The organism is Nocardia vaccinii NBRC 15922 (genome assembly GCF_001613305.1).
Classification (GTDB): Bacteria; Actinomycetota; Actinomycetes; order Mycobacteriales; family Mycobacteriaceae; genus Nocardia; species Nocardia vaccinii.
Genome location: NZ_BDCC01000099.1, coordinates 1 through 16,945, shown reverse-complemented (window position 1 = coordinate 16,945; position 16,945 = coordinate 1). Strand labels below are relative to the sequence as shown.

The window sequence follows — 16,945 nt, the reverse complement described above, 5'->3', positions numbered from 1 at the left end:
ACTAGGACGGAGATGGGATCGGCCCCGTAACGGATCAGCGCTCTATTCTGAGCGCCTCCGTCGGGCAACCTTGCACCGCCTCCTCGATGGCGGCGAGCTCATCCGCAGTGATGTCCTCTTTGAGCTGAACGAGCTCACCGCTGTCATCCACCTCGAAGAATGCCGGCGCCAAGGACTCACAGATCCCCAGCCCGGTGCACTTGCCGCGATCGACGAATACCTTCACTGCAACCTCCTGCGAAACTTCGACTCACCTCTTCAGCGCGCTCTACGCCGCTGAGACTTTTAATCAAAGATAGATTAAAATAGTACACCGGTCAATGCCCGAGACGCAGACCACCCAACCTCGGCCCGAACCCCAGAGTCCGACACTGGCTGCAACGCCAACAGCCGCTACTATGCCCGCCCTCAGTGAGAACTACCACACGATTGAGCTTGATGTCACAGCACGCAGACCGGCCAACCTCGACCAGTTCGGTTAGACACCGTACAATTTTTAGTCTACATTAGATTAACCATAGAATCGGCAGGAGACGAATCAGATGCCCGAGGCGTACATCATCGACGCAGTTCGCACAGCCGTAGGCAAACGAGGTGGCGGTTTCGCTCAGTCACACCCGGCGGACATGGCGGCGCACGTCATCAAGACGGTGACCGGCCGAAACGACTTCGATCCGGAGGCCGTCGACGACGTCATCCTCGGCTGTCTCGACAACATCGGAGCACAAGCAGGCGACATCGCCCGAACGGCCGCGTTGGCCGCAGGTCTGCCCGAGTCCGTCCCGGGTGTGACCATCGACCGGCAGTGCGGTTCGGCCCAGCAGGCCGTGCACTTCGCTGCCCAGGCCGTCATGAGCGGAACCAGCGACCTCATCGTCGCAGGCGGCGTACAGAACATGAGCCAGTTCCCTATTCTCTGCGCCTTCGCGGCCGGCGAGCCGTACGGCTCGACCGATCCGTGGACCGGCAGCGCTGCCTGGGAGGCCCGCTACGGCGCCCAGGAAATATCGCAGTTCCGCGGCGCCGAGATGATGGCCGAACGCTGGAACCTGAGTCGCGAAGACAATGAGAAGTTCGCCTACGAGAGCCACCGCCGGGCGCTGGAGGCCATTGCGAAGGGCCACTTCACCCGCGAAATCACCGAGTTCGCAAGCGTTTCGGTGGACGAGGGACCTCGCGCGGACACCTCGTTGGAGAAGATGGCCTCGCTGAAGACGCTGACCGAGGGTGGGCGACTCACCGCCGCGGTGGCCAGCCAGATTTCCGATGGCGCCGCGGCGCTGCTCGTCGCCTCGCAGGACGCCGTCGATCGCTTCGGTTTCCGGCCGCGGGCACGCATCCATCACATGTCGGTCCGGGGCGCTGATCCGGTGATGATGCTCAGCGCACCGATCCCCGCGACCCAGCACGCGCTCAAGCGAGCCGGACTGTCGATCGACGACATCGACGTCATCGAGATCAACGAAGCGTTCGCACCGGTCGTTCTCGCCTGGATGGCCGAAATCGGCGCAGACCATGCGAAAGTCAACCCGAACGGTGGCGCCATCGCGCTCGGACACCCGATCGGTGCAACCGGCGCCCGGTTGATGACTTCGCTGCTGCACGAACTCGAGCGCACCGGCGGCCGCTACGGCCTGCAGACCATGTGCGAAGGCGGCGGCCAGGCCAACGTCACCATCATCGAGCGGATCTGAGATGCGTAGAACGCTGTACAACGCGGACCACGAGGCCTACCGGGAAACCGTGCGCGCGTTCCTCGAACGGGAGGTCGTCCCCTACAAGGACAAGTGGGACGAGGATCGTTGGATCGATCGCGACGTGTACCGCAAAGCCGCGGCCGCAGGTCTGTACGGGCTCGAAATCGACGAAGAATACGGCGGCTCGGGCGTCCACGACTACCGGTATCGGATGGTCGTGTGCGAAGAGGTGTCCCGGATCAACGCCCTGTCGTTCAACCTGACGGTCAGTCTGCAGGACGACCTCGTCCTGCACTACCTGCTGGATCTGACCACACGGGAACAGAAGCAGCGCTGGCTGCCCGGGTTCGCCGCAGGCGAGATCATCGGAGCGCTTGCGATGACCGAACCCGGAGCGGGCAGCGACCTGCGCGGCATCCGCACGAGCGCGGTTCGCGACGGCGACCACTGGATCCTCAACGGACAGAAGACGTTCATCTCGAGTGGCATCATGGCCGACGTCATCGTCGTCGCGGCACGAACCGATCCCGAGGCCGGCTCACGGGGGTTCAGCCTATTCGTAGTGGAACGGGACACCCCTGGTTTCGAGCGTGGCCGAAAGCTCGACAAAATCGGGCTGCCCGGACAGGACACCGCTGAACTGTACTTCGCCGATGCTCGTGTCCCGCATGCGAATCTCCTCGGCGAGGAGGGGCGTGGGCTGCAGTATCTGATGAGTCATCTACCGCGGGAACGGATCGGGGTATCGGCAAAAGCACTGGCTACAACGCGGGCCATCCTCGATCAGACCATCGCCTACTGTAAACAACGTCGTGCTTTCGGCCAGCCGATATCGGACTTCCAGCATGTCCGCTTCGAACTGGCGGAGATGAAGACGGAAGTCGATGTCGCCCAGGCGTACGTCGACCAGTCCGTGCTGGCGTACAACGCGGGTGAACTCGATGCCGTCGATGCCGCCGAAGGCAAGTGGTACGTCAGTGAACTGCAGAAGCGAGTCCTCGACCGCTGCCTACAGCTGCACGGAGGATACGGATACATGACCGAATACCCTGTCGCCAAGGCATATCTCGACACGCGAATCCAGACCATCTACGGCGGCACAACCGAGATCATGAAGGATCTGATCGGGCGGTCGATCGCCCGCTGATCACGGCTGGACTCCCATCCAGCTCCAAAGCCGAGTAAGGCCCCGAACCGCAGACGGTTCGGGGCCTTACTCGTCACGCCGAGCGAGTACCTACCCGGCAGGACAGTGGTGTCGAGGTGCAGCCCTACGCAGCGTGAATCTCTCGCTCGCCCATGCCTCGATAACAGAAGCGGGCCCCGTAAGTCTTCGGCCGGTGCCGACGCCCACGGAGCCCACAGCTGATTGGATCGCTACCCGAGTGTGGCCGGCAGATGCTTCACCGCTCGTACGAAGTTACCGACCAGATAGGACGGCTCACCCAACTGGAGGTTCGGAGCACGGTGCAGCAGCTGGTCGAAGATCTCGCGAAGCTGAATCTTGGCAACGAAGTTGCCCATGCAGTAGTGCGGGCCACCGCCGCCGAAGCCTACATGCGGATTCGGCGAGCGGGTGATGTCGAAGACGTGCGGGGCGTTGAAGACGTTCTCGTCCCGATTGCCGGAGGAGAAAATAGTAGCCACCCACTCCCCCTTCTTGATCTCCTTACCGCCGAGGAGAGTGTCCTGCGTAGCAGTCCGACGGAACGTCATCACCGGAGTCACCCAGCGCACGAATTCCTCAGTGGCAGGACCGATCCTGCCTTCGAAATCCTCGATCAGAAGCGACTTCTGCTCCGGGAAGTCACACAACGCTTTCATCCCCAGAGAGATGGTGTTGCGCGTCGTGTCATTACCCGCGACGGACAATAGGACGAAGAACGACGCGATCTCATCATCGGTCAGACCCACCCCGTCGACCTCTGCCCGTACCAGATTGGTCATCAGGTCCCCGGCAGGGTTCTTGCGGCGCTCCTGCGCGAACTCCATCCCCATCATCAACAGACTGACCAGGGATTCGTTCAGCAACTCCACTGGTGATCGACCGTTGGCAACATCCTCGTCCGCCCAGGCCACCATGGCCTCGGCGTGTTGAGCTGCCTCGTCACGGAGCGAAACGGGGAGCCCGAGCATTTCGTAGATCGTCCACATCGGCAATCGTTTGGAGACCTGATGAACGAAGTCGAATTCTCCCGTGCCGACCGCCAGAAGATCATCCACGATCGCGCGAGCTTGGTTCTGGATCTGATCGTGGATCTTGGCCAATTGCTTGGGCGTGAACGCCGAGCTGATGAGCTTGCGTAGTGCGGGGTGCCGGGGCGCATCCATCGCCAGGAAGGACGATGCCGCTTCGAGAATGTCGGTCGGCACCTCCTCGAGCTGAATCCCCAAGCCGGAGCAGAAGATACCCGGCTGCTTGCTGACTTCGGTGATGAGGCGATGGCTCGTCACCGCCCAGACACCCTCGTTCTCAGGCGGCATCAAGGCGCCTTCGATCGGCGGATGCCAGCTGACGGGGCGCTCGGCCCGCAGAACCCGGAAGGTTTCCTCGCGCTCATCCGCAGTTTGCGCCCAAAAAGATAGGGGCGAGATGCTCAGCGGATCGTACCCTCGCACGGAATGATCGATTGATGTAGTCATGATCAGACTTTCTGTAAAACCGTTGCGATGCTTCAGTTCCGGGCAGTTTGGGAACTGTAGAGCTTCTCCAGCTCACCTTTGACGAGTTTTCCCGTAGCCGTTCGAGGCAAGGAGTCGACGAAATCCACGGTCTTGGGGGCCTTGTAGTGGGCCACGCGTTCACGCACGTAACCGATGAGGTCCGACGCCACGTCCTCGGTTCGCGCGACCCCGGGCTGCAGCTGAACTACAGCCTTCACCTGCTGCCCCATCTCCTCGTCGGGCACGCCGATCACGGCGACGTCGAACACTGCTGGATGCAAGGTCAGAACATTCTCGACTTCCTGGGGGTAGATGTTCACCCCACCGGAGATGATGACGAACGACTTGCGGTCGGTGAGGAACAGATAGCCGTCCTCGTCGACATATCCCAGATCCCCGACAGCCGTCCAATTCCCGTGTTCCGGATGCTGTGCGGCCGCAGTCTTTTCGGGATCCTTGTGGTATTCGAACGGCAGAGACTCCCGCTCGAAGTACACAGTGCCGACCTGTCCCACATCAAGCCGATTACCGTCGTCGTCACAGATGTGCACGGGCCCCAGCAGACTACGGCCGACCGAGCCCGGCTTCTTCTCCCACTCGGGAGTGGTGACGACGGTGAGTCCGTTCCCCTCCGTGGAGCCGTAGTACTCGGCGATGATCGGTCCCCACCACTCGATCATCGCACGCTTTACCTCGGGCGGGCATGGCGCCGCAGCGTGAATGGCCAAGCGGAGGCTCGAGCGGTCGTATCGATCTCGCACTTCCACGGGCAGCTGCAGCATCCGCACGAACATCGTCGGTACGACCTGCGTGACGGTTACTCGATATTCTTCGATCGCACGCAGAAACTCCTCGGCACCGAACTTCTCCATCATCACCACCGTGCCGCCGTAGGCGTGAACAACGCCGCACCATCGCAGTGGCGCTGCATGATAGATCGGGGCGGGTGAGAGGTAGACATCAGCCTCGTTCAGGCCGAACAATTTGCCGACCGCGGCGGTCAGTGGATCGCCAGGCTCATCCACCGCGATCGGCAGAAGCGGTGGCTTGATTCCTTTCGGCCGCCCAGTGGTGCCCGAGGAGTAGAGCATGTCGGACCCACGCGGCTGCTCGGCAAGTCGGCCCTCTGCGGCGGAGATGGCCTCGGAATAGGACTCGTACCGTAGTACGTCGCCACCGAATGCCAGCCACTGCTCGACCCGAGGCGCCAGATCACGAACCGAGACCGCCAGATCGGTAAGGGCGGCCGAGGCTACGACCACCTTCGCATCACTGTCATCAATGATGTAGGCGGCTTCGGCCGGAGACAGATGCCGGTTGACAGCAGTAACGTACAGACCCGAACGCATCGCAGCCCAGTAGATTTCGAAACATTCCGGCGCATTGTCGGACAGCATCGCGACCACGTCGCCCTTACGCAGCCCACGATCGTGCAGCACCTGAGCAAACCTGGCCGAATTCTCGTCCAGCTCTCGATATGTGATCGTCCTGCCAGAACGAGCCATCACTACCGCCGGCTTGTCCGGAGTGACTGATGCGTGGACTCCTGGAAACATGTGCGGATACCTTTTCACTCGTTGGGGAGGGTTGCTGGGCTGTCTCACGCCAAGAGGTCGGTACGATCGTCCCGCTCGAGGCTGTCGATGTAGACGGGGAACAGCTTGTTACCCAACGGAGCGAGCTTGAGCATGCTCGCGACGTTCCCACCGATCTTGATCTTGCCCTTGGCCATCGCCATCGGGAGATTCACTTTGCCCTGCCAATAGGCATTGCCGGTATCCGCACTCATTCGCATGGTGGCGGTGGTGCGAGCGAAGGGTTCCGGACCCAATTCGACTGTACGAGAATGTGTATCGACGACCAGCAGCGTCTCCGGTTCGCTGAACTCGAACCCGAGGATCAGCCCCGTCTCCTCGAGCTTCGGGCCGATCTCCGGATCCTCGAACGCCGTCTCGAAGATCCCCCCGATGTACTTCCGCACCTCGCCTGCGTCCTTGAAGGCCATGTCGGCTCCTCTCCGCCTGGACGGTCACCCACGCGCAATAATATACGTTAGATTAAATTTCTCGGTCCGACTGCCGATTACGTACGACATGAGCCGAGACTGTGGGTCGCCGACCAAGCAGCCGACCCACGCAGACCCTGTGGTGAGCTTCACAGCGACGTCTGTATCGTAAACATAAGGAGACTTATGCACAACCCCCGCCCGGAAGGGCTGCGGTCGACCAGCCTCTCGCCCGCCACAAGTGACCAGGACGGAGACCCGTGGCAACCAAGCAGGCGTACTTCGACATGGCGCTCGAATTGCTCGCGGAGCAGGGATACAGCGCCCTGAAACAGGCGACGTTGTGCAAGCGGGTCGGCGTGACGACAGGAGCCTTCTACCGTTGCTTCGACAACTGGCGTGACTTCACCTCGCAACTGCTCGCCCACTGGCATACCGACCGGACGAGGCAGCTGGTCGAAACGATTCGCCGAACGGACGATCCCGCTGCGCGGCTGAACGCACTGCTGCAATTCGCCCTATCTCTTCCACATGGCGCCGAGGCAGCTATCCGGGTGTGGAGCAAGATCGACCCGCAGATACATGCTGTCCAAGCATCTGTGGACGCACAAAGAGTCCAAGCAGTCCTGGATCTCAGCGGTTCGCTGTTTCCCAACGAAGACGAGGCGTTGCGCCATGCGCAGTGGGGCCTGTACCTGCTGGTCGGCTACCACTTCACCAGCACCGAACCCGATGAGTTCCGCTCACTTGACCACCTGCTCCGAAAACTTCTGAGCGAGATGCTGCACGCGCATGGCGATTGCACACAGGAAGCGAACACCGGTCGGACCGGGCAAGGCTGAGCACCGTGGGTGTCCGGTATAGCCGGACATCAGTTGGCCCGGCCGGGAGGACTCCTCCACTCTGCGATGTGACCTGCTGCAGATCTGAAGGAGAGCGCCGTGCTGGAACGATTCGAAGTGGCCATCGACGAAGGGGTGGCCCACGTCCGGATCCACCGTCCATCCGCCCGCCAGGCCATAGATCTGACCTTGACGCAGGAGACCCTCACCGTCGCCCGACTACTCGAGCAGAATCGCGACCGCATCCGATGTGTACTGATCAGCGGAGCAGGCGAGAGCCTCAGCGTTGGCGGCGACATCGGGTTCTTCGAGTCCGCAGCAGACGGTGACGTCATGCCGACCAGGCAGAGGACAGCACACGGAATGAGAGCCAGAACACGGAGCCGGATGCTTCGGCTCCGTCGAAACCGGTTCACGCGGAATCCCTTCGCACAGTTCTTCGTTCGATCGAGGCGGATGCGGGATCGCTGATGGTGCCGATTCGATGGATCTTGTCGATCCCGCTCCGACGGGCCTACGGCGAACGGAGAGCCAGCATGCCGGAGTATAATTTTAGTCTATAATAGATTCTTTAGTGCGTTACCTTACTGCGTTGCGTTGAAACCGCAAGCCCCCACATCCATCGGTTTCCCGCCTCGACACCTTCGCCGCTTCGAGGCCATCCCCACTATTGCGATGATGCCGAACATGAGGGCTACATACGCCACGTAGAGCACCAGCAGGATCACCAATTCGCGTCACCGAGCTCCAGCACCGCCTTGCCCACTATTGCTCCGCGCTCCAACGCACCGAGCGCTTTCGCCGCTTCGGCGATCGGGAATCGCGTGCTGATGTAGGGACGAAAGCCGTTGGCCACCAAGGCTCGTAGTTCATACACCGACTCAACGAAGGCTTCTGGGTGGCCAACCAAATACTCCCCCCACGCCACACCGTCCACCGCTACATTGCGCAGCAGCAAGCGATTGACCTTCACGGCGGGAATTCCCTCACCCGATGCGAACCCGATGACCAGCAGATGTCCCTCGACAGCAAGCGTTCTGACAGCCTCGTCGAAAGCCGCTCCCCCAACCGGATCCAGAACGTAGTCCACCCCGGCCCCGTCGGTTAGCCCTCGAACCTCTCTGGACCACCCCGGGGTTAGTGGCACGACATGATCGGCACCGAGGGCTACCAGCCGGTCGGCGATGCCGGTCCGCCGGACCACCGCAATAACTTCGGCTCCCAACATCTTTGCGATCTGGATAGCTGCTGTCCCGATACCACCGCCGGCACCGAGCACCAGAACCGTCTGCCCGACGCGAACCTGTACCCGCCTCGTCATCGCGAAATGGACGGTCTGGAAGTTCGCCAGCAGGGCAGCTGCCTCACCGAAGTCCAGCTCCGCCGGCTTGTCCGCAACCATTGCAGGGTCCACAGCGACCCGCTCGGCGTATCCGCCGAGTTGGGTACAGAACGCGACCACTTCGTCGCCGACCTTCGACGAACAGCCCCGAGGTGCGGCGGCAACAACCCCGGCCACCTCGACGCCCGGGACGAATGGCACCGGTACCTGCATCTGGTAGCGACCATAGGTCATCAGCAGATCGGGAAAGTTCACGCCGACAGCGCGGACGTCGACGATGACACGCGCGTCATCGTCGATCGGCACGGGAATTGACCGTGCGCAGAGAGCAGCAGGCCCAGTCAGTTCGGTAATCTGCATGGCCCGCATCAGGCCCTGACGATCAGACATCGAGCCCCACCGGAACGCCGTCCACGATCTGATCCAGATACTCACTCATGCCGAATAGCTCGATACCATCATCACCGGTCCATCGGACCCGGCTTTCCAGGATGCGAGTCAGCTGATCCACCCCCGTAGCGTCGCGCTTGCGATGGCGCAGCGGCACCGTTACACCGACGTGCCCGGTCAGCTTCCAGCACCCTCCATGGTCAGTGACCAACTCGAGGTGGACCTGTTGCGGCACGCGATCTTCGTCACGCTCGGTTGTGAGGCGAATATTTGAGCATTGATGCATATCTGTTCCGTCCCAGACGAATCCGCCGACCGTCGCCGAACCTGATTCGCTGCCGAAGTATGCGGCCATGAACCCGAATTCCGGGCTCGTCCCGTGCAGCCACCGATAGAACCATGGAGCCTGCCAGGACCGTGGTCCCCAGGAGTGATCGCGAAGGCCGTGCCCCTGGACGTCGAAGCCTTTGCCATCCACTGTGATCGTGCCAGTGACTGCCATGAGCTGCTCATAGTGATTGGGCGCGAAGGCAGGACCATCGCCGTCGAAGTTTTGCTCGTGTGGCTGGCCGAGCGCCTCGAAAGCGAGTTCCGCAGTGCATGCGACCGTTGGTATTTCCGCGAGTTGCCGCGGGTCGACCAAAATTTTCGGATCGTCGAGCAGGCTCACCTGCCCGTCGAACTTGGCGCGGAGTCTGGCCATCGGCTCCCGCACGGTGAACTCCATGTCGGCCCCCGACATTCGCTCGTTCGTGACGTTCTCAGGCCGCGCGAATCCGAACGCCACCCGCCCATCGGGCAGGTAGCGGCACACAGTTCGCTCGCCGCTGCCTTCATTCGGCCGGTTGGCCAGTCTCACGAAGCCGCTGATCCCGTGTTCTGGATCATCGAACTGGAAGTACATGGATTCGTTGAAGTTGAGCTCTGCACCAACTGAGTGGGTGTAGTCGTCCTCGGGCTTCACGGCTTCGGCTCCTCCGGCAGCTCGCATCGTTCGGGCGTTCCCGACAACTCGGCTGCGTCGCGCAACAGATCACCGATCGTCGACTCGAGTTCGGAAAAATCGAGGGACCCGTGTTCGCCCATCACCCCCGATCGGCGCCGCACCAACACCCCTTGGAGCAGAGTTGCCGCTCGCCAGTGGGTGAACGCCCGATAGTAACCAAGCCTGTCGATATCCAAACCTGTTGCTGCACAATAAATATTGATCATTTCGCTTCGAGTGGGAAACCCACCGGCCGGGGTGGGGCTGGGCATGACGGCCCGTGGCTCGCCCGGGCCGCGCCAGTCGTCCAGCAACCACGCCAGATCCGCCAACGGGTCACCCCGCGTCGACAGCTCCCAGTCCAGTACAGCGGTGACTTCGCCACCACTTACCAGCAAGTTCGACAAGCGGTAGTCGCCGTGTGTTACCACCGTGCGCTGCTGCCGCGGAACATCACGCTCGAGTCTCGCCAAGACCTGCCCCCATGCACGGCTGTGCGCGGACTCGTCGCCCCACCGCTGCCAATTCCTGACTGTCCGGTGTATCTGACGCGGAAGATACTCGGTGCCGGGGCCCAACTCGCCGAGTCCTACCGAGGCGGGCTCGATGGAATGTAGGCGGGCGAGCACCTCGGCGACCTGCCGACCGAGATGTGCGCGCTCGTTCCAGTTCAATTCCGCGGCTTGCGTCTCACGTTCAAGGACGGCACCCGGCATCAGGGTCATGACATAGAACGGCGGCGAGGCGTTGGTTCCGATCACCTTCGGAACAGGGATATCCGTGTCCGCCAACGCATTCAGAATGCGAGCTTCCCGTAATACATCGTGCGCGGTCGAGTCGTGAACTCCCGGGGGTGGCTGTCGCACCACCCGCGCGCCCCCGGAATCGTCGCTAATCAGGCTTGTGATGTTCGACTGGCCGAATCCGATCCGCTCGAACCGCAGGAGGCCCGAGTTGTCCACGCGTTCGGACAACCACCTCCTGAGCTCCTCCGGGCAGTCGGCCAAGCTGTCGGCCCCACCAGAATCGCCGCTCTTACCGCTTGCAGCACCCGTGTGACATCTCTGGTCGCCCCCAATCGGTTGGCCGGAGTGACCAGTGCGTCCGGCTGTGCGCTCAAAGGTCACAGATGCACCAACTTTCGAACAATCTTCTAATACAGATTAGAAATTCTAGGATGCGATGCGAGGCCCGGTCAAGGTCGCCACACATCAGACGTCAGCGCTGAGTCAGGCGCCAGCGCGGCACGCCTTGGAACTCCCCCACCGCCCCTGCGAGCGTGCCGGCGGCGCACTCATACTCCGTTCGCATGCGGTCCACGATCATCGCCGTACTCTGCACCTGGTCGATCACACCGATCCCCTGCCCCACACCCCATACCTGGCTTCAGGCCCGAGGCTTGCCGTAGTCGGCCTCGACACCGAGTTGCTGTCCGCTGGCGGCGGGCAGATCATCGGGATCGAGACCGGCCGACACAATGCTGCTGCGAAGGAAGTTGCCACTCACCCCGGTGAAGTAGCTCGAGTACACGATGTCGGACGCACCGCTGTCGACGATGCTTTGCTGATATGCGGGTTCGGCATTCGCCTCGCGCGCGGCGATGAACGCCGACCCGACGTAGGCCATGTCAGCACCGGCGGCCTGTGCTGCAAGGATCGATCGACCGTGCGCGATCGCCCCGGAGAGCAACAGGGGCCCTTCGAACAAGCGCCGGATTTCCTGTACGAGCACGAACGGCGAAAGACCACCGGCGTGCCCGCCCGCTCCGGCAGCGACGGCAACGAGCCCATCAGCCCCCTTCTCCATTGCCTTGCGAGCGAATCTGTCGTTGACGACGTCGTGCAACACAATTCCCCCGTACGCATGAACGGCTTGGTTCACATCCTCGCGGGCACCCAGAGAAGTGATAACCAACGGAACACGGTGCCGAACACACTGCGCGAGATCTTCTTCCAACCGGGAATTGCTGCGGTGAACGATCAGGTTCACCGCGAACGGTGCCGCTTTTCGGCCGCCCTCAGCCACGGCATCGAAGCTCGCGAGGCGCTCCGAGATCTCGGACAACCAATCGCCGAGCAGCCCGGCCGGCCGGGCATTGAGCGCTGGAAAAGTCCCGATTATTCCCGAAACACATTGCGCTACAACATGTTCTGGACATGAAACGATGAACATCGGCGCAGCCACCACTGGTAACACCAGTTGCTTGCGGAGCACTTCGGGAAGCAACAGTCGGTCCCTTCGACACGTTCGACTACCGCCTCGACCAGACGGCAAGGAGTTGAATGCATATTCAAAACTAGCCGATGGGCAGGATACGCGTCCGACGCTCACACGACGGCGAGGATCCGCCTGCGATCCAGCCCCACTTGCCGCCCGCCGGATCGGCACCCCGATCCGCCCCCGGCGACGACGCCGCAGACGGCCGCGTCGCCGCCCACGGCACATCCGACCCGCCCCGCCGCTCACCAAGCGATAGCGCCGCACCGTCGGAAGATCGACCGACTCGCGGCAGACACCAGCCCTGCTCGTTCGAAGGCCGAACGCGACGCGCTGCGACCACCACCCCCTCGACTCCGAACCGGACATAGCGGTCGGCAATTGCATACTCTGAAATCGAAGCTAAATTAGAATTGAACAGCGTCGTCAGAGGAGCCCGATGAGCACGCCCCCGAGTAACGCCACGCGAGAACGAATCCTCGCCGCGGCCGCGCACGTACTCAGTCGCCGCGGCGTCGCGGGAACACGGCTGGCCGACATCGCCGCCCGCGCGGAACTCCGCGCGCCCGCCGTCTACTACTACTTTCGCTCACGCGACGATCTGGTCGCAGAGGTGATGCGAGAAGGTCAGCGCAGGGTCCGCGAGCATGTCGAATGCGCGATCGACACAGCATCATCCACCGCATCGGCACTAGAGCTGATCGACACCGCTGTGGACGCACACCTGCGCATCGAACTGGAGTTGTCGGACTTCGCCTCAGCGGTGACTCGCAACGCCGGCCAGTTGCCGACCGACATCATGTCCACGATGCAGTTGGAGAGCGCCGCCTATCACGCAGTATGGCGCAGGCTGCTCGAACAGCTGGCCGAATCGGGACAACTGCGCCCCGGACTCGACATCGGAATAGCTCGAATGCTCATCATCGGCGCGTTGAACTGGACTGCGGAATGGTGGAACCACGAAAACGATTCCCTCGATCATCTGATCAAGACGGCGCAATCCATCGTTCGGAACAGCCTCTCCCGCGGCGATGAATCTCCGCATGTGACATGGTCGAACAGTGCGCGACCGTAGCGTGTTGCCCGTACACCGATCTGCGTACGAGCAGGGCGCCCTGGGGCCAATGAGGTTGGCGGCTCGAGCCCCAGGATGATGGCCCGTTGCCGAGGGACTGACTCCTCGGAGGATCGGCCGACGCCCGGCTCGTCGTGCTCGCCCGACCTGCGTGGCAGGTCGGGCGAGCCGAGAGGCACGCCGCGAGCACACGGTATCCGAGCTTGTGATGCTCATGTTCGGGGCGAGCCAACCTCACTGCACCGAATGCAACAGTGAGGAGCCTGGTCTGCGGGAAACCGGTCAGAAGATTTTCCGCATGAGTTTCATCGCAAAGTCGGTGTACGGGGGGTAGGTGAGCCGAAGATCCGGGCGAAAAGTCTTCTTCAACACCGCTTTCCGATGACTGAGGGCTTCGAACCCCCACCGCCCGTGGTAGGCGCCGATTCCACTCGCACCGACCCCTCCGAAGGGCAGTTGCGGCACCAGGTAGTGCATGGCGATTTGGTTGACTACCGCACCGCCCGAAGGGATTTCATCGACGAGACGCCGCTGAACAGATGACGACTTGCTGAAGAAGTAGGCCGCAAGCGGTTTCGGCCTGCTGTTCACGAAAGCGATGGCGTCATCCAGTGTTTCGTAGGACATCACCGGCAGGATCGGACCGAAGATCTCGTTTTGCATCAACGGCTCGGTGGGGTCCGGGTCGACAACCACGGTCGGTTCGATCGACAGCGAGGATTTGTCGACTCCGCCGCCCACGGCGACCGTTCCCTGCGTTCGGTCGAGATAGCCGGCCAGTCGATCGAATTGGCGATCGTTGACAATGCGACGTCCGTGCGGATGCACATCACGTTCGAACTCGTCGATCACCGCGATGATCTTCTCGACCAAGCTGGCCTGGATCCGATAATCCGCCAGAACGTAATCGGGAGCGATGCACGTCTGTCCGGAGTTCATGCATTTCACCCACGCGAGTCGGCGAGCGACGATGTCCAGGTCAGCGTCAGCGGTAACGATCACCGGGCTCTTTCCGCCGAGTTCGAGAGTGACCGGTGTCAAGGTGGGCGCGGCCGCAGCCATGATCTTCTTGCCGACTTCCGTCCCACCCGTGAAGACCGCATGGTCGAAACCTTGGGCAAGGAGTTCCTGAGTGACCACGGCATCGCCTTCGACCACGGCGACCGCCTCCGAATCGAAGTACTCCGGCACCAGACGACTCAGCAGGGCCGACGTCGCCGGAGCGAGTTCCGACGGCTTGATGACCGCGGCGTTGCCAGCCGCAAGGGCGGCAATCAGCGGGGCCAAAGTCAAGAGATCGGGTAATTCCACGGCCCGATGATCAGAACGACTCCCAGCGGCTCGTACTGGATCCACGCTGAGCCCGGGTACTGCACTGCGGACAGCGGCTGCCGGCGCCGTTTCATCCAACTGCGCAGATGCTTGATCGCGTACACCGCCTCACCCCTGGTGGATGCGACATCACCGAACCAGGCTTCCTCCTTGCTCCGTCCCAGGTCCTGCGCGAGAGCAGCCGCGATCTGGTCCTCCCTCTCATCCAGAAGTCTGACCAGGTTTCGTAGCTGCCCGAGACGCCATTCGATCGACCGCGTGCGCCCCGATTCGAACCCACGGCGTACCCGAGCAAAGACCACCGGAATATCGGGCAGGTCCAGGACCGGCTGACTGTTGGTTGGATTCGACATCTGATCACCTTCGGATTAGCTTCACCGCGCCTGCGCAGCGGTGTTCGGGACAGGACGACACTCGCTCAACCCATCACTACGGGCAGGCGAGTCGCGGCAGACGACAGCCGCGTCTGGGATCTGGGCTGCGCGAAAGTGAGTTGCACTCACAAGGCACGCATTTCGTCAGTACTAATATCGGTACCGGCCACGTCGAGTCAACCGATGCCAGCACATTCGTCCGGCCCGACGACCGCGCCCTCCCTGGTCTCATGAAACCACAACCTCGCGGCTCTGAAATATAGATTCGATTAAATTTCAATCCACCGGTATCACAGGCGTTCCACGGCCACCCGCTGTGGCACGCCTCACAACTGATGCGAGTATCGTAAACATAAGATGACTTATGCACAAGAGTTGGCCCGGCCCCCTAGGGGAGCACACCAGCTCCACCCACGCATCCATGGAGACCAATGGCCACCAAGCAGGACTACTTCGGTGTCGCGTTCGAACTGCTCTCCGAGCAGGGCTACGCCGCACTGAAGCAAGCGGCGTTGTGCAAGCGGCTTCGCGTGACGACCGGGTCGTTCTACCACTACTTCGAGAACTGGCACGACTTCACATCGCAGCTGCTGGAGCACTGGCGGATCGAACGGACTGCCCAGCTGATCGAGCTGGCACAGCAGAAGGTCGACCCGGTTGATCAGCTGGAAGCTCTCCTGCAGTTCGCACTCGGGCTCCCGCATCGCGCCGAAGCAGCGATCCGAGTCTGGAGCAAGGTGAACCCTGAGGTCCGCGTAGTACAGGAAGCGGTCGACACCCAACGACTGGAGGTCGTACTCGGGGCAACGCGAGCCATCTTCGACGACGAGGAAGAAGCCCTGCACCACGCTCGCTGGGGCTTGTATCTTCTCGCGGGCTATCAAGAACTCGACGCCGGCGAGGACCCCGCGGCACTGGAATGGGTGTTGCGCCACTTACTGAGCGAACTAGAGAAGAAGTCACGCGAAAAGCACGACGTAGCGCCAATCTAGCACCGGCCGCTCACGCTGACCTGTAGGCCCCGCGGCGAAGACCTCCGACCTCAAGTAAACGATGCTTGCACCGGCGTCGGTCGAAGTTACTTCCTCCACCGTGATATCGCTGTACAGGGTGTCCCCTTCGTGCACCGGTCCGACATGATCACAACTGTGCCAGCCGAGCACCGTAGTCAAGGCGGGCATGGCGCGGCATGCTTGGGCCAACGCGATCCCGATGGTGTGGCCACCGTATACGAGCCGCCGTCCGCCGCCAGAATGTTCGTCGTGGTGAACTCGTGCGATATTGAGGCTGATCCGAGCAAGTTGCGGGGCCGCATCGACCACGTCACCGCCGACGACCTCCAGACGTTGACCTGCTTCCGGTGCTACCACGATCGAGCCGGTGACTCCGGAAAGCGGTTTCAGATCCCAATCTTGAACTGCCGCAACCCAGTCCGTACTCGCCCCGCCGCCGATGTCCTCGAGCTTGTCCATATGCCCGGTGTCCTGATCCGAACGCAACGGAAGCATGGCGCACCGCCAGAAATCGAGCACATCTCGACCGTGCTGATCTACCGTATGTATCCGCAGAGCAACCAACCCGGTCGGAGCCCGCCCAGGGCGGCGTCGATTCTGCCGTAGCCCCTCGACCGTTGTCGTAGTGACCAACGTGTCCCCGAGGTGAGGGATACGGCGAAAGACAAGCCCCCGGTAGAACAGGTTCGCCTTCACGTGATGAGTGACCAGAGTGGACTGGCCTATGGCGATATCCCATACCAGCGCAGGATGCGCCAAGCCCGGCATCCCTGTCACTGCGGCGGACAACCCATGGTCCAGCGGTAGGCGAAGACGATCACCGATTACCGACTGGTGGACCGCTGCGAGGCCGTCCGACAGCGTGACGGCAGGCGCACCGTAGAACTCCTGCCAAAGCTCGAGCTCCTCGAAATAGGGACCTTCGGCTTTCACTGTGAGACTCCAATCTTCAACAAGGTCCTGCGCGCGGCGACCGCGATGGCTTCGTCGATCATCTGACCGTCGAGTT

General features: G+C 61.9%; 13 protein-coding genes and 2 pseudogenes. 5 read left to right on the top strand and 10 right to left on the bottom strand.

Features of this window, described 5'->3' with window-relative positions:
- Positions 1-34 precede the first annotated feature (34 nt).
- Positions 35-226 carry a ferredoxin gene (locus NV1_RS41015; protein WP_067904924.1) on the bottom strand — a complete coding sequence of 64 codons (192 nt, stop codon included), beginning with the start codon at positions 224-226 and terminating at the stop codon, positions 35-37.
- Between the two features lie 316 nt (positions 227-542).
- On the opposite strand from NV1_RS41015, the gene NV1_RS41010 reads away from it, so the two are divergent.
- Both NV1_RS41010 and NV1_RS41005 read left to right on the top strand, forming a co-directional pair.
- Entirely contained in the window at positions 543-1,694 is a 1,152-nt protein-coding gene (locus NV1_RS41010; protein WP_067904921.1) for an acetyl-CoA C-acetyltransferase, read from the top strand.
- A 1-nt stretch (position 1,695) separates the two neighbouring features.
- Positions 1,696-2,844 (top strand): acyl-CoA dehydrogenase family protein, encoded by a 1,149-nt coding sequence (locus NV1_RS41005; RefSeq protein ID WP_067904918.1) that lies wholly within the window; start codon positions 1,696-1,698, stop codon positions 2,842-2,844.
- A gap of 230 nt (positions 2,845-3,074) precedes the next feature.
- Here the strand turns inward: NV1_RS41005 and NV1_RS41000 are convergent, their stop codons facing one another.
- From NV1_RS41000 to NV1_RS40990, 3 genes are read right to left on the bottom strand one after another with little or no spacing between them, the layout of a single operon-like run.
- Positions 3,075-4,340 carry a cytochrome P450 gene (locus tag NV1_RS41000; RefSeq protein ID WP_067904915.1) on the bottom strand — a complete coding sequence of 422 codons (1,266 nt, stop codon included), beginning with the start codon at positions 4,338-4,340 and terminating at the stop codon, positions 3,075-3,077.
- 32 nt (positions 4,341-4,372) lie between these two features.
- Complete coding sequence (locus NV1_RS40995) at positions 4,373-5,917, bottom strand: acyl-CoA synthetase (RefSeq protein WP_067904911.1); 1,545 nt, start codon at positions 5,915-5,917, stop codon at positions 4,373-4,375.
- 44 nt (positions 5,918-5,961) lie between these two features.
- On the bottom strand, positions 5,962-6,366 hold the full coding sequence (locus NV1_RS40990; protein ID WP_067904909.1) for an SCP2 sterol-binding domain-containing protein: 405 nt from the start codon (positions 6,364-6,366) through the stop codon (positions 5,962-5,964).
- Positions 6,367-6,626: 260 nt separating this feature from the next.
- Here NV1_RS40990 and NV1_RS40985 point away from each other — a divergent pair, with 260 nt between their 5' ends.
- The gene (locus NV1_RS40985; protein ID WP_067904908.1) at positions 6,627-7,208 is read left to right on the top strand and encodes a TetR/AcrR family transcriptional regulator; all 582 of its coding nucleotides are present in this window, start codon (positions 6,627-6,629) and stop codon (positions 7,206-7,208) included.
- A 724-nt stretch (positions 7,209-7,932) separates the two neighbouring features.
- Here the strand turns inward: NV1_RS40985 and NV1_RS40975 are convergent.
- The 4 genes and pseudogenes from NV1_RS40975 to NV1_RS40960 form a co-directional block, all read right to left on the bottom strand.
- Positions 7,933-8,919: an NADPH:quinone oxidoreductase family protein gene (locus tag NV1_RS40975; RefSeq protein WP_067904904.1), complete on the bottom strand. Its 987-nt coding sequence runs from the start codon at positions 8,917-8,919 to the stop codon at positions 7,933-7,935.
- A gap of 13 nt (positions 8,920-8,932) precedes the next feature.
- On the bottom strand, positions 8,933-9,904 hold the full coding sequence (locus NV1_RS40970; protein ID WP_245714192.1) for a DUF7064 domain-containing protein: 972 nt from the start codon (positions 9,902-9,904) through the stop codon (positions 8,933-8,935).
- Positions 9,901-10,887, bottom strand: coding sequence for a phosphotransferase family protein (locus NV1_RS40965; protein ID WP_245714193.1), 987 nt, complete (start codon positions 10,885-10,887; stop codon positions 9,901-9,903). The genes NV1_RS40970 and NV1_RS40965 overlap by 4 nt, the downstream gene beginning before the upstream one ends.
- 256 nt (positions 10,888-11,143) lie before the next feature.
- A pseudogene (locus NV1_RS40960) lies at positions 11,144-12,154 on the bottom strand (NAD(P)H-dependent flavin oxidoreductase).
- A gap of 427 nt (positions 12,155-12,581) precedes the next feature.
- Here NV1_RS40960 and NV1_RS40955 point away from each other — a divergent pair.
- A complete protein-coding gene (locus tag NV1_RS40955) occupies positions 12,582-13,217 on the top strand; it encodes a TetR/AcrR family transcriptional regulator (protein WP_067904898.1) in 636 nt (211 codons plus the stop codon).
- Between the two features lie 282 nt (positions 13,218-13,499).
- Here NV1_RS40955 and NV1_RS40950 read toward each other — a convergent pair.
- Positions 13,500-14,902: pseudogene (locus NV1_RS40950) on the bottom strand (aldehyde dehydrogenase family protein).
- Positions 14,903-15,354: 452 nt separating this feature from the next.
- Between NV1_RS40950 and NV1_RS40945 the strand changes: the two are divergent.
- Positions 15,355-15,915: a TetR/AcrR family transcriptional regulator gene (locus NV1_RS40945; RefSeq protein WP_067904895.1), complete on the top strand. Its 561-nt coding sequence runs from the start codon at positions 15,355-15,357 to the stop codon at positions 15,913-15,915.
- On the opposite strand, the gene NV1_RS40940 is transcribed toward NV1_RS40945, so the two are convergent.
- Positions 15,883-16,869, bottom strand: coding sequence for a MaoC family dehydratase (locus tag NV1_RS40940; protein ID WP_067904892.1), 987 nt, complete (start codon positions 16,867-16,869; stop codon positions 15,883-15,885). The genes NV1_RS40945 and NV1_RS40940 overlap by 33 nt on opposite strands.
- Positions 16,870-16,945: the final 76 nt, after the last annotated feature.